At 63.1% G+C, this 12,113-nt stretch carries 14 protein-coding genes; 9 read left to right on the top strand and 5 right to left on the bottom strand.

The window, feature by feature from the left end; genetic code table 11:
* Positions 1-111: 111 nt before the first annotated feature.
* Genes purU through NCS58_RS02295 form a run of 5 tightly spaced genes read right to left on the bottom strand, consistent with a single transcriptional unit; the run spans position 112 to position 5,102 of the window.
* The gene (purU, locus tag NCS58_RS02315) at positions 112-981 is read right to left on the bottom strand and encodes a formyltetrahydrofolate deformylase (protein WP_061116906.1); all 870 of its coding nucleotides are present in this window, start codon (positions 979-981) and stop codon (positions 112-114) included.
* A gap of 31 nt (positions 982-1,012) precedes the next feature.
* Positions 1,013-1,858 carry a DUF4743 domain-containing protein gene (locus tag NCS58_RS02310; protein WP_061116905.1) on the bottom strand — a complete coding sequence of 282 codons (846 nt, stop codon included), beginning with the start codon at positions 1,856-1,858 and terminating at the stop codon, positions 1,013-1,015.
* A gap of 13 nt (positions 1,859-1,871) precedes the next feature.
* Positions 1,872-2,483 (bottom strand): LysE family translocator, encoded by a 612-nt coding sequence (locus NCS58_RS02305; protein WP_250537752.1) that lies wholly within the window; start codon positions 2,481-2,483, stop codon positions 1,872-1,874.
* A 1-nt stretch (position 2,484) separates the two neighbouring features.
* Positions 2,485-3,051 carry an adenine phosphoribosyltransferase gene (locus NCS58_RS02300; protein WP_061116903.1) on the bottom strand — a complete coding sequence of 189 codons (567 nt, stop codon included), beginning with the start codon at positions 3,049-3,051 and terminating at the stop codon, positions 2,485-2,487.
* A 56-nt stretch (positions 3,052-3,107) separates the two neighbouring features.
* Positions 3,108-5,102: a monovalent cation:proton antiporter family protein gene (locus NCS58_RS02295; RefSeq protein ID WP_061116902.1), complete on the bottom strand. Its 1,995-nt coding sequence runs from the start codon at positions 5,100-5,102 to the stop codon at positions 3,108-3,110.
* A 160-nt stretch (positions 5,103-5,262) separates the two neighbouring features.
* Here NCS58_RS02295 and kdsD point away from each other — a divergent pair, with 160 nt between their 5' ends.
* The 9 genes from kdsD (at position 5,263) to ptsN (ending at position 11,974) form a co-directional block, all read left to right on the top strand.
* Positions 5,263-6,246, top strand: coding sequence for an arabinose 5-phosphate isomerase KdsD (gene kdsD, locus NCS58_RS02290; protein ID WP_250476249.1), 984 nt, complete (start codon positions 5,263-5,265; stop codon positions 6,244-6,246).
* Positions 6,246-6,785, top strand: a complete 540-nt coding sequence (locus tag NCS58_RS02285) for an HAD family hydrolase (protein ID WP_061116900.1) — start codon at positions 6,246-6,248, stop codon at positions 6,783-6,785. The genes kdsD and NCS58_RS02285 overlap by 1 nt, the downstream gene beginning before the upstream one ends.
* A 5-nt stretch (positions 6,786-6,790) precedes the next feature.
* A complete protein-coding gene (gene lptC, locus NCS58_RS02280; protein ID WP_061116899.1) occupies positions 6,791-7,393 on the top strand; it encodes an LPS export ABC transporter periplasmic protein LptC in 603 nt (200 codons plus the stop codon).
* Between the two features lie 30 nt (positions 7,394-7,423).
* On the top strand, positions 7,424-8,110 hold the full coding sequence (gene lptA, locus NCS58_RS02275) for a lipopolysaccharide transport periplasmic protein LptA (protein ID WP_061116898.1): 687 nt from the start codon (positions 7,424-7,426) through the stop codon (positions 8,108-8,110).
* A gap of 11 nt (positions 8,111-8,121) precedes the next feature.
* Positions 8,122-8,889, top strand: a complete 768-nt coding sequence (gene lptB, locus NCS58_RS02270) for an LPS export ABC transporter ATP-binding protein (protein WP_086960797.1) — start codon at positions 8,122-8,124, stop codon at positions 8,887-8,889.
* Positions 8,890-9,041: 152 nt separating this feature from the next.
* A complete protein-coding gene (locus NCS58_RS02265) occupies positions 9,042-10,559 on the top strand; it encodes an RNA polymerase factor sigma-54 (RefSeq protein ID WP_061116896.1) in 1,518 nt (505 codons plus the stop codon).
* A gap of 184 nt (positions 10,560-10,743) precedes the next feature.
* Positions 10,744-11,103 (top strand): ribosome hibernation-promoting factor, HPF/YfiA family, encoded by a 360-nt coding sequence (hpf, locus tag NCS58_RS02260; protein ID WP_061116895.1) that lies wholly within the window; start codon positions 10,744-10,746, stop codon positions 11,101-11,103.
* Positions 11,104-11,138: 35 nt separating this feature from the next.
* Positions 11,139-11,486, top strand: coding sequence for a hypothetical protein (locus NCS58_RS02255; protein WP_143756292.1), 348 nt, complete (start codon positions 11,139-11,141; stop codon positions 11,484-11,486).
* Between the two features lie 32 nt (positions 11,487-11,518).
* Positions 11,519-11,974 (top strand): PTS IIA-like nitrogen regulatory protein PtsN, encoded by a 456-nt coding sequence (gene ptsN / locus NCS58_RS02250; RefSeq protein WP_035497938.1) that lies wholly within the window; start codon positions 11,519-11,521, stop codon positions 11,972-11,974.
* Positions 11,975-12,113: the final 139 nt, after the last annotated feature.

Here is a 12,113-nt window from a genome sequence, read left to right as displayed (position 1 = left end):
GGCTGAGTCCTGTAATGTACAGAACTCAGCCCTCACGGCCTTAGCCCAAACCTGTCCAACTTTGCGGGGTCAGTTCAATTCATCGCGGGCGTTTTTGCGTCTGAAGAACGATTAGCGGAACACGACCGTCTTGTGCCCGTTCAGCAGAATGCGATGCTCCGCGTGCCACTTCACCGCGCGCGCGAGCGTCACGCATTCGACGTCGCGGCCGATCGCCGTCAGTTGATCCGGCGTCATGTTGTGATCGACGCGCTCCACTTCCTGCTCGATGATCGGGCCTTCGTCGAGATCGGACGTGACATAGTGCGCGGTCGCGCCGATCAGCTTCACGCCGCGATCGAACGCCTGATAGTAGGGCTTCGCGCCCTTGAAGCTCGGCAGGAACGAGTGATGGATGTTGATCGCGCGGCCCGCGAGCTTCTCGCACATGTTCGCCGACAGAATCTGCATGTAACGCGCGAGCACGACGAGATCCGTGTCGTGCTGATCGACGATTTCCAGCACGCGCGCTTCCTGCGCGGCCTTCGCATCGGGTGTCGCCTTCAGCAGCGGCAGATGATGAAACGGAATGTCGTAGCTCGCGGCGAGCTGATAAAAATCCTTGTGATTCGAGATGATCGCCGGAATCTCGATCTGCAACTGGCCGGTGCGATAGCGGAACAGGAGATCGTTCAGGCAGTGGCCGATCTTCGACACCATGATGACGACGCGCGGCTTCACCGAAGCGTCATGCAGTTCCCAGCGCATGCCGAATTCGTCGGCGAGATCGGCGAACGACTTGCGCAGCGCGTCGAGACCGGGATCGCCGCCGACCTCCTGAAAATGCACGCGCATGAAAAACTCGCCGGTGCGGCTGTCGCCGAACTGCGCGGAGTCGAGGATATTGGCGCCGAGATTGAACAGAAATCCCGACACGGCATGCACGATTCCCGGCCGGTCGGGGCACGACAACTTCAGGTAGAAACTATGTTCGGTCGACATGACCTTTCCTCGTTCGTTTGATTCTTGATATTCAGAGCGGCGGCGGATGGAACAGCGCGTCGATACCTTCGCAGGCGTCCTCCCCGATCCACTGGCGGCGCAGCATGCAATCGAGCGTCGCGAGACTGGCGTCGACAGTGAGCTCGCCCTCCTCGATCCAGCGCGCGACGTCTTCGATGCGCGCAAGGCGATGCTCGCCGACCTCGCCGTCCTGGTTGCGCGGCGCGAAATCGGGCGAAAGGAAAACGTCGTAGACGAAGATCTGCTCGGCCTGCGTGCCTTCGGGCAAGGATTGCAGCACATGGAACGTGCGGCCGCGCTCGGCGGTTTGCGCGAGCCCGGCGCTCATGCCTGCTTCTTCCCAGCATTCCTTTACGAGCGTCGGCATCAGTTCGAACCCCCAGCCGATGCCGCCCGCCACGATGTTGTCGAGCATGCCGGGATCGGTCGCCTTCGTCTCGCTGCGGCGCGCGATCCACAACTGCGGCGCCTTATCTCGATATTTTACGATGCCGTTCAGATGCACCGCGTAGGTCATCGTGCCGAAGAAGCGCGACGCCGCACGCTCGATGAACGCGAGCGGCGGCGCGTCGAAGTCGTTGCGGACCGCGTAGGTTTCGTCGCGCCAGCCGGGGATTCTGCCTTCCGCGTATAACGCGCCGATGACCGCGCCTAGCGCGGCGCTGCGCGCGTTCACATCGGCGAGCGATGGGTTCAGCCGAACCGCTGCTTCGTCGATCTCGAAAACGTCCGGCCAGCGGCGCAGCGCGTCGACGTCGGTGCGGCGAATCCAGCCGACACGCTCGTCGCCGATGAAAAAGGGCGCGTGCGCGGCAGCATCGAAACGGCGCGCGGAAATGATGGCAGGCAGCGTCATGCGGGCACTCCGGTCAACGCAAGGCGACGCGAATGCCCAGCAGGATGAACGTCGCGCCCGCGAGCCGGTCGAGCCACACGCCGACGCGCGGACGGCGCTTCAGCCACGCGCCGATCATCCCCGCGCCGATGCCGAAGAGCGAAAACACGACGACCGTCTGCAGCATGAACAGCCCGCCGAGCTCGAACATCTGGAGCATCACGCTTTGCGCGCCGTGCGGATCGACGAATTGCGGCAGGAACACGATGAAGAACAGCGTGACTTTCGGGTTCAGCATGTTGCCGATCACGCTTTGGCGGAACACGGTCGAAAGCGGCTGGCTCGGGCGCGTGTGCGCGGTCGCGAGACCGTGACTGCGCAATGCCTTGATGCCGATCCAGACGAGATACGCCGCGCCGGCGAGCTTCACCGCCTGAAACGCGACGGGCGACGAACGCAGCAGCGCCGCGATGCCGAGCGCGGCGAGCGTCGTATGAAAGATCACGCCGAATGCGAAGCCGAGCGCGGCGACGACGCCCGCGAGGCGCCCTTGGGAAATGCCTCGCGCGAGCACCTGAAGATTGTCCGGGCCGGGCGCAACCGTAATCGCGACCGATGCGGCAAGAAAGAGCAGAAAGTTGTGCATCTCAATGTCCACCGAATTCGCATACGGTATAGAGCGGCACGCCGTTCTCGCGCAGCAGCTTCGAGCCGCCGAGATCCGGCAGGTCGATGATCGCCGCCGCTTCCACCACTTGCGCGCCGAGCCGCTCGAGCAGAATCTTGCCGGCCATCATCGTGCCGCCTGTCGCGACGAGATCGTCGACGATCACCACTCGATCGCCCGGCTTGCACGCATCCTCGTGAATCTCGACCGTCGCGCTGCCGTATTCCAGGTCGTACGACTGCGACAGCGTCTTGTACGGCAGCTTGCCCTTCTTGCGGATCGGCACGAAGCCCAGGCTCAGCTCGTACGCGAGAATCGGGCCGATGATGAAACCGCGCGCATCCATGCCGGCGATCACGTTGACGTTCTCGTCGATATAGCGCTGCACGAACAGGTCGATCAGCATGCGCAGCGCCTTGCGGTCTTGCAGGATCGTTGTGATGTCGCGGAACTGCACGCCGGGCTGCGGCCAGTTTTCGACGGTGCGCACGCGCTCCTTGATGAAACGCGCGGCGTCGAGCTGAGCGCTCGAAGGGGTAATGGACATGACTTCTCCGGAGTCCGCGCCGTGAGGCCGCGCGTTCGCCTTGGTGACAAAAGAGATTACGCCGCCCGGCGGTTGCGCGAGAGCCGTTCCTCGGCTTGCGCGAGCACTTCGGGCAGGCCGCGCAGCACGACGATATCGTTCGCGCGCAGCCGGGTTTCGGGGTCGGGTTCGACGCCCCGGATGCCGTGGCGCCGGATCGCGGTCACCTCGACACCATTGCCGACGAGGCCGAGATCGTCGAGCGAGTGCCCGACGGCCTCGGAATTCGCGTCGATCGGTACGGATTGTAGCCGGACCTGCTCGTGGCCATCGTCGTCATCGACATCGTCGGCGCCGTGGAAGTAGCCGCGCAGGAGGCTGTAGCGCGCATCGCGCATTTCCTCCACGCGCCGCACGACGCGACGCATCGGCACACCCATCAGCACGAGCGTGTGCGACGCGAGCATCAGACTGCCTTCGACGATCTCCGGAATCACTTCCGTCGCGCCCGCGGCGGTGAGCTTATCGAGATCGGCGTCGTCGACTGTGCGCACGATCACGGGCAAGGTCGGCGCGAGCTCGTGGATGTTGTGCAGCACGCGCAGCGCGGAAGGCGTGTTCGCATACGTGATCGCGACGGTCGCCGCGCGATGCAGCCCCGCCGCGAGTAGCGACTCGCGCCGCCCGGCGTCGCCGAACACCACCGATTCGCCGGCCGCCGCGGCCGCCGCGACGCGGTCCGGGTCCAGATCGAGCGCAACGTAGGAAATCCCTTCCTGCTCCAGCATGCGCGCGAGGTTTTGCCCCGCGCGGCCGTAGCCGCAGATGATCACGTGGCCGCTCTGCTTGAGGCTCTGTGTTGCGATCTTCGTCATCTGCAGCGATTGCAGCATCCATTCCGTCGACGACAGCCGCAGCACGATCCGGTCCGCGTTCTGGATGATGAACGGCGCGGCGAGCATCGAGAGCAGCATCGCGGAGAGAATCGCTTGCAGGATGATCGGGTTGACCAGATGCGAATCCAGGATCAGGTTGAGCAGCACGAAACCGAATTCGCCCGCCTGCGCGAGGCCGAGACCCGTGCGCATCGCGACGCCCGGCGTTGCGCCGAACGCGCGCGCGAGCCCGGTGATCATCACGGCCTTGAGCAGGATCGGCACGACGAAAAAGCCGAGCACGAGAAACGGATGCTCCCAGATCACACGTGGATTCAGCAGCATGCCGGTAGTCACGAAGAAGAGACCGAGCAGCACGTCGCGAAACGGCTTGATGTCCTCTTCCACCTGATGCCGATACGGCGTCTCGGCGATCAACATCCCCGCGATGAACGCGCCGAGCGCGAGCGACAGCCCGAACTTGTCGGTGATGAACGCCGCGCCCAGCGTCACCAGCAGCAGGTTCAGCATGAACAGCTCTTGCGAGCGGCGCCGCGCGACGAGATCGAACCAGCGCGTCATGAACTTCTGGCCGATGAAGAGCAGGACCGTCAATGCGACAACGATCTTCACTGCCGCGATGCCGAGCCACATCGCGAGCTGCGACGATTTGCCGTTGCCGAACGCCGCGATGATGATGAGCAGCGGCACGACCGCGAGATCCTGGAACAGCAGCACGCCGAAGATGTTGCGGCCGTGCTCCGATTCGAGTTCGAGCCGCTCCGCGAGCAGCTTGCTGACGATAGCCGTAGAGGACATGGACATCGCGCCGCCGAGCGCGAAGCTCGCCTGCCATGACATCTCGGTCCAGAAATTCGCGATCCAGCCGAAGATCAGCGCGAGCGCGATCGTCGCCGCGACCTGACTCGCGCCGAGTCCGAACACGATGCGCCGCATCGAGCGCAGCTTGGAAAGGGAGAATTCGAGCCCGATGGAAAACATCAGGAAGACAACGCCGAATTCGGCGAGATGCTGCGCGCGGTCCGAATCCGGTGCGATGCCCGCCGCGTGCGGTCCCACGATGATGCCGACCGTCAGATAGCCGAGCATCGGCGGCAAGTTGAAATAGCGAAATACGACGACGCCTGCCACGGAGCAGAGCAGCAGCAACAGCGTCATTTCGAGCGGAGAGGTCATCCGTCTAGCGTCCTCGTTCGTCAGCGTTCCGAGGCGCGTGTCTTCGGCGCTCCGGCATCTTAAAAAGGCCCCTGACGACAGGGCTTGCGGGGGCGGATAGGCGGCGGCGCGGCGCGCTCCCGGCGGGGCGGCTGAAAAACGCCTTTGCTATACTCCGCGCATGATAGCGAAAATCAATGGCGACCGGGCACTGGCGCTGGCTCGCAACGTAATCCAGATCGAAGCAGAGGCCGTTCGCGGGCTTTCCGAACTTCTCGACGAAAACTTCACGAACGCGGTCGAAACGCTGCTCGGCTGTCGCGGTCGCGTGGTCGTATCGGGCATCGGCAAGTCGGGCCATGTCGCGCGCAAATTCGCCGCGACGCTCGCGAGCACCGGCACGCCGGCGTTCTTCGTGCATCCGGCCGAAGCGAGCCACGGCGACCTCGGCATGGTCACCGCCGACGACATCTTCATCGCGCTGTCCAACTCGGGCGAAACCGAGGAACTTGTTGCCATTCTGCCGCTCATCAAGCGCCTCGGGGCGAAGCTGATCGCGATCACCGGTCGGCCCGAATCCAGTCTCGCCCAATTGGCGGACATGCATCTCAACGCGCGCGTCGAAAAGGAAGCGTGCCCGATGAATCTCGCGCCCACGGCCAGCACGACCGCCGCGATGGCGCTCGGCGACGCGCTCGCCGTCGCCGTGCTCGATGCGCGCGGCTTCGGTCCCGACGACTTCGCGCGCTCGCATCCGGGCGGCGCGCTCGGGCGGCGCCTGCTCACCTACGTCCGCGACGTCATGCGCATCGGCGACCAGGTGCCGGTGGTCTCGCTCGACGCGACCGTTTCGGACGCGCTCTTTCAGATCACCGACAAGCGCATGGGCATGACGGCCGTCATCGACGCAAACCGTCATGTCCACGGCATTTTCACGGACGGCGATCTGCGCCGCATCCTGCAGCGCGACGGCGATTTCCGCGCACTGAAGATCGTCGATGTCATGACGCGTAATCCGCGCACGATCGCGCCGGATCATCTCGCGGTCGAAGCCGTGGAACTGATGGAGCGCCATCGCATCAATCAGATGCTGGTCGTGGATGCCGATGCGACGCTGATCGGCGCACTGAACATGCACGACCTCTTCTCCAAGAAGGTAATCTGATGGCGCAGAAGCCCCCCACCGCCGCCGAACGCGCGAACCGCCTCAAGCTGATGGTGTTCGACGTCGACGGCGTTTTCACCGACGGCAGCCTCTACTTCACCGGCGACGGCGACGCGATGAAATCGTTCAATTCGCTCGACGGCCACGGCGTGAAGATGCTGCAGTCCGTCGGCGTGCAGACGGCGATCATCACGGGCCGGCAATCCGGCATCGTCGCGGCGCGTGCGCGCGAACTGGGCATCACGCATCTCTATCAGGGCGTCGCCGATAAAACCGTCGCGCTCGCCGAGTTGCTCGCCGCGACCGGCATCGCGGCCGACGAATGCGGCTATATGGGCGACGACTGGCCCGACCTCGCGGTGATGCGCCGCTGTGGCTTCGCGGCCGCGCCCGCGAACGCGCATCCGGAAGTGATCCAGCGCGTGCACTGGGTCGCGGAAGCGCGCGGCGGCCACGGCGCGGTGCGCGAAGTCTGCGACGCGATCCTGCGCGCGCAACATCGCTACGACGAACTGCTCGCCGCGGCGCTCGGAGGCTGAAGCCCATGCAGCGCCCCGGAAAGCTCGCCTCGCTCCTGCCGCTCCTCGCGATGGCGGCGCTCGCCGGCATCACTTACTGGCTGCTGCAAGCCACGCTGCCTCCTGCACAGCAGGCGCCTGCGCCGGAGAAGCGCCACACGCCCGACTACTTCGCCAACGACTTTTCCGTTTCCGAACTCGATGCCACCGGCACGACGCAATATCGTCTGACGGCGAAGTCGATGGTGCATTACGAAGACAACGAAATCAGCGACCTGACGCTGCCCGCGATGCGCATGTTCCAGCCGATGAAGCCGACCGTCACGGCGACGGCCATGCGCGGCACGGTGAATGGCGATGTCTCGATCGTCGATCTCTATGACGACGCGCGCATCCTGCGCGCGGCCGGCTACGGCGATCCGCAGATGCAGGCTGATTCCCAGCATTTTCGCGTGCTGGTGAACGACGATGTCATCGAAACGGAAAAACCGGTTAGACTTCAGCGCGGCCCGTCCGTGATGACGGCCTCTGGCATGAACTACAACAACGTGACCCGGGTAATGAAGCTCTTCGGTAACGTGCGCGGCGCAATCGCCGCCACGGATATCAACGGCGGCTCGTCCAAGTAACCCCGGCACTCCCATCCGAATTGTGACTGCATGAACGAAAGGTTCCCTCGTCCCGATGGCGGCCATGCGCGCGCAACGCTCGCGTGCCGCACCGCGCACGCCGCGCGGGCCGGGCTCGCCGCCGCGCTGGCCATCGCCGTTGCGCTGGCCGCGCTGCCCGCGCACGCCGAAAAGGCCGACCGCGACAAGCCGCTCAACATCGAAGCGGACAACATGTCCTACGACGACCTCAACCAGAAGAACGTCTTCACCGGACACGTGGTCGCGACCAAAGGCTCGATCATCATCAAGGCCGACCGCGTGGACGTCACGCAGGACCCGCAGGGTTATCAGTACGCGACCGGCACGTCGACCGGCAACAATCTCGCCTATTTCCGCCAGAAGCGTGACGGCCTCGACGAGTACATCGACGGCAACGCGGTGCGCATCGACTACGACGGCAAGAACGACTTCACGAAGCTCACGACACGCGCGGTCGTGCGCCGCCTGCAAGGCTTGACGAAAGTGCAGGACGAAGTGCGCGGCAGCGTGATCACCTATGACGGCCAGAAGGACTTCTACACGGCGAGTGCGGGCAAGGACCAGGCAGGTCCCGGCAATCCGAGCGGCCGGGTGCGTGCGATGCTCGCGCCCCGCTCGGGCGGCGCCGCGCCGCTGAACGGATCGCCCGCCACGCTTTCGCCGTCGAACAGCATTCAGGGAGAGCCGCAGCAGTGAATTCGACCTCCATGCCCCACCGCAAGCCGGAAGGCCAGTCGAGTTCGCTCGTCGTGCGCAATCTGAAGAAGCGTTACGGGTCGCGCACTGTGGTGAAGGACGTGTCACTCGACGTCAAGAGCGGCGAAGTGGTCGGCCTGCTCGGTCCGAACGGCGCGGGAAAGACGACGTCGTTCTATATGATCGTCGGCCTCGTGCCGCTCGATGCCGGCGAGATCGACCTCGACGGCAATTCGATCAGCCTCTTGCCTATCCACCAACGCGCGCACCTGGGCTTGTCATATCTGCCGCAGGAAGCCTCGGTGTTTCGCAAGCTCACCGTCGAGCAGAACATTCGCGCGGTGCTGGAGTTGCAAACCGATGAGCGCGGCAAACGCCTGTCAAATGACGCCATAACCCAGCGCGCGGAAGCCTTGCTCGACGAGTTGCAGATCGCGCACCTGCGCGAGAATCCGGCGCTGTCGCTGTCGGGCGGCGAGCGCCGTCGTGTCGAGATTGCGCGCGCGCTCGCAACCAATCCCAGCTTCATTCTGCTCGACGAACCGTTCGCGGGCGTCGATCCGATCGCCGTGCTCGAAATTCAGAAGATCGTGAAGTTTTTGAAGCAGCGCAACATCGGCGTCCTTATCACGGACCACAATGTGCGCGAGACGCTCGGCATCTGCGATCATGCGTACATCATCAGCGACGGCAGCGTGCTCGCGGCAGGCGCGCCGAGCGAGATCATCGAAAATGAAAACGTGCGCCGCGTCTATCTCGGCGAGCATTTCCGCATGTGACGCAACGTTGGAAAAGCGGCGCGCATCATGCGCCGCACCATGCGAAAGCAGCAAAACTTACGTGCCGCCCTCTTGGGCGGCATGCGCTTTTTTGGAATCCCCGCGAGGTTTCGCGCGCGTGGCAAACTCTCTACAATGAATAAAACTTTGCCATGAAAGCCAGCCTCCAACTCCGCCTCTCGCAGCATCTTGCGCTGACCCCGCAACTTCAGCAGTCGATCCGGCTACTGCAGTTGTCGACGCTCGAACTGCAGCAGGAAGTCGCGATGGCCGTCGCTCAGAATCCGCTGCTCGAGAATGACGACGACTGGATCACGAGCCCGCTTCGCGTCGCCGCGGACGGCTCGCTGATCGCGGCTGCGTCGGCGCCGAGCACGCCGTCCGACTCGATGATGAGCAACGGCTCGTCATCCGGCACCTCAAATTCCGAACGTTCGGAGAACAATGAGCCGCAAGGGGTCGACGAGTACAACGGCCTGGGCTCGGACAGCAGTCAGGATTCCAGTTCGTGGAACCTCGAGGACTACGGCCGCTCGAACAACGCCTCCGACGACGACGATCTCCCGCCGCTGCAAATCCACGAATCGACCACGACACTACGCGACCACCTGAGCGCGCAGTTGCGCATGACCGCGGCGAATCAGCGCGATCGTGCGCTCGTCACGTTTCTGATTGAGTCACTGGACGAGGACGGTTACCTGACCTCATCGCTCGATGAAGTGCAGACCGATCTTCCCGAAGAACTCGAAGTCGACCTCGACGAGTTGAGCGCGGCGCTCGCCTTGCTGCAAAGCTTCGATCCGCCAGGCGTAGGCGGACGCTCGGCATCGGAATGTCTGAAACTGCAGTTGCTGCGGCTCGACGGGTCGCCCACGCGCACGCTGGCGCTCGATATCGTCACGAATCATCTCGAACTGCTTGCCGCGCGCGACTTCACGCGTCTGCGCAAGCAACTGAAAGCCAGCGACGACGCCCTTCGCGACGCGCATCTGCTGATCAAATCACTCGAGCCTTTCCCAGGCGCGGCGTACGGCAAAAGCGAAGCGGACTATGTCGTGCCGGACATTCTCGTGCGAAAAACCGCGAGCGGATGGACGGCAGAGCTGAATCCGGAGATCGTGCCGAAGCTGCGGATCAACCATTTGTACGCGAACATCCTGCGCAACAATCGCGGCGATCCGGGCAGCGGCTCGCTGCGCCAGCAGTTGCAGGAAGCGCGCTGGCTCATCAAGAATATTCAGCAGAGGTTTGAGACGATTCTGCGCGTCGCGCAGGCGATAGTGGAGCGTCAGAAGAACTTTTTTGCACATGGCGAAATCGCCATGCGGCCCTTGGTTTTGCGGGAGATTGCTGATACGCTGGGATTACACGAATCGACGGTTTCTCGTGTGACCACAGGCAAGTACATGCTCACCCCATTCGGGACGCTTGAATTTAAGTACTTCTTTGGATCGCACGTCTCGACCGACACAGGAGGCGCGGCATCGTCAACGGCGATCCGGGCCCTCATCAAGCAACTGATAGGAGCGGAAGACCCTAAAACTCCTCTTTCAGACAGCCGCATCGCCGAACTGCTGGCGGAACAAGGATTCGTGGTCGCGCGGCGTACCGTAGCCAAGTACCGCGAAGCCCTCAGGATCCCGGCAGTGAATCTGCGCAAGTCTCTATGACCCGTCTCTGTAGTCCATCGCGTGTTGTGATGGGCGTTTACCGGCCGCATCGCGAGAGCGCGGACGTGCCGGCCAATGCGGCCCGTATTTCAGTCGCGCCAGAATGACGCGCTGACGGGACGCATTGCCGACCGGTATCGGACGAGCCGACGTGATCTCACGGCCTTTAGCTTGGAGAGCAACTATGAATCTGAAGATCAGTGGACACCACCTCGAATTGACGCCTGCGTTGCGCGAGTATGTGATCACGAAACTGGACAGGGTGCTCCGTCATTTCGATCAAGTGATCGACGGCAACGTTGTCCTCTCGGTCGACAATCATAGGGAAAAGGAAAAGAGGCAGAAGGCGGAAATCAACCTGCATCTGAAGGGCAAGGACATTTTTATCGAGAGTTGTGACGCTGATATGTACGCCGCCATCGATCTGATGGTGGACAAGCTGGACCGGCAGGTCATCAGGCACAAGGACAAGATTCAGGGCCACGCCCATGAATCGGTGAAGTACCGTGGCGAGCCGCACGAAGTGGAAGCGCCGTCGCCCTGAACGCACCGTACGCACGCTCGCCGATTGATCGACGGATGACAGCGAGCCCCGCCACCACAGGATGGCGGGCGAGATTCGAGGAAAACCTCGAGTATCCGAACCAGATCGATGCGCGCATGCACCGAACCGAAGCCGCCTCCGACTGGCGGCTTTTTTGTTGGATTTTCGCCCTGAAGAGCGACAAGCCATTGATTTTCAGGGCTTTGTGCTGCACATTGGATCGCAAAACGGTGCCATTGCGCGGCGCACCATCGGGCTGTGCCCTGTTCTATAATGATCCGGTAATTTTCGGGGTCGCACGACAGGCACGCTGCAGGGAACGCCGCCAGCGCACTTTCCGTATCACCATCGCCGTGAGCGCTTTCAGACAGCGGCCACGATGAGGAGCTATCAGGCCACGCATCAGCCTGCCAACATGAATCGTTTAGCCAAATTTCTTCCCATCGAGAACGTGGTTCTCGGACTGTCCGTTACCAGCAAGAAACGCGTATTCGAGCAAGCGGGCCTGATTTTCGAGAACCAGAACGGCATCGCCCGCAGCACCGTCACCGACAATCTCTTCGCGCGTGAGCGTCTCGGCTCGACTGGCCTAGGCGAAGGTGTCGCCATTCCGCACGGCCGCATCAAGGGGCTGAAGCAGCCGCTTGCCGCCTTCGTGCGCCTCGCCGAACCTGTCGCGTTCGAATCGCCTGACGGCCAGCCGGTCTCGCTGCTCATCTTCCTGCTCGTGCCCGAGCAGGCAACGCAGCAGCATCTTGAAATTCTCTCGGAGATCGCCCAACTGCTCTCCGACAGCGAGGCGCGCGAGCGCCTGCACAAGGAAGAAAATCGTGAGGCGCTTTATCAAGTGCTCACGCAATGGCAACCGTAACAGCCACACGAGCCTAGCGATACGCGCCGAGGCGCGTCCGTGCTGCTTTCGCGCCGGGCGCGCCTCGCTTACGTGAAGCTTCTGCGGCACAATCGGTCAAACGCAGCGCCATGCGACGTACCGAAGCGACCCGCTTCGT

This window comes from Caballeronia sp. INML3B (assembly GCF_023631305.1).
Classification (GTDB): domain Bacteria; phylum Pseudomonadota; class Gammaproteobacteria; order Burkholderiales; family Burkholderiaceae; genus Caballeronia; species Caballeronia turbans.
Note: the sequence above shows the minus strand (reverse complement) of the source record. Positions and strands in the feature narration are given on the sequence as shown.

Coding starts and splice junctions, on each gene's coding strand:
- purU (WP_061116906.1), bottom strand. CDS start 981: ATGTCGACCGAACATAGTTTCTACCTGAAGTTGTCGTGCCCCGACCGG.
- NCS58_RS02310 (WP_061116905.1), bottom strand. CDS start 1,858: ATGACGCTGCCTGCCATCATTTCCGCGCGCCGTTTCGATGCTGCCGCG.
- NCS58_RS02305 (WP_250537752.1), bottom strand. CDS start 2,483: ATGCACAACTTTCTGCTCTTTCTTGCCGCATCGGTCGCGATTACGGTT.
- NCS58_RS02300 (WP_061116903.1), bottom strand. CDS start 3,051: ATGTCCATTACCCCTTCGAGCGCTCAGCTCGACGCCGCGCGTTTCATC.
- NCS58_RS02295 (WP_061116902.1), bottom strand. CDS start 5,102: ATGACCTCTCCGCTCGAAATGACGCTGTTGCTGCTGCTCTGCTCCGTG.
- kdsD (WP_250476249.1), top strand. CDS start 5,263: ATGATAGCGAAAATCAATGGCGACCGGGCACTGGCGCTGGCTCGCAAC.
- NCS58_RS02285 (WP_061116900.1), top strand. CDS start 6,246: ATGGCGCAGAAGCCCCCCACCGCCGCCGAACGCGCGAACCGCCTCAAG.
- lptC (WP_061116899.1), top strand. CDS start 6,791: ATGCAGCGCCCCGGAAAGCTCGCCTCGCTCCTGCCGCTCCTCGCGATG.
- lptA (WP_061116898.1), top strand. CDS start 7,424: ATGAACGAAAGGTTCCCTCGTCCCGATGGCGGCCATGCGCGCGCAACG.
- lptB (WP_086960797.1), top strand. CDS start 8,122: ATGCCCCACCGCAAGCCGGAAGGCCAGTCGAGTTCGCTCGTCGTGCGC.
- NCS58_RS02265 (WP_061116896.1), top strand. CDS start 9,042: ATGAAAGCCAGCCTCCAACTCCGCCTCTCGCAGCATCTTGCGCTGACC.
- hpf (WP_061116895.1), top strand. CDS start 10,744: ATGAATCTGAAGATCAGTGGACACCACCTCGAATTGACGCCTGCGTTG.
- NCS58_RS02255 (WP_143756292.1), top strand. CDS start 11,139: ATGACAGCGAGCCCCGCCACCACAGGATGGCGGGCGAGATTCGAGGAA.
- ptsN (WP_035497938.1), top strand. CDS start 11,519: ATGAATCGTTTAGCCAAATTTCTTCCCATCGAGAACGTGGTTCTCGGA.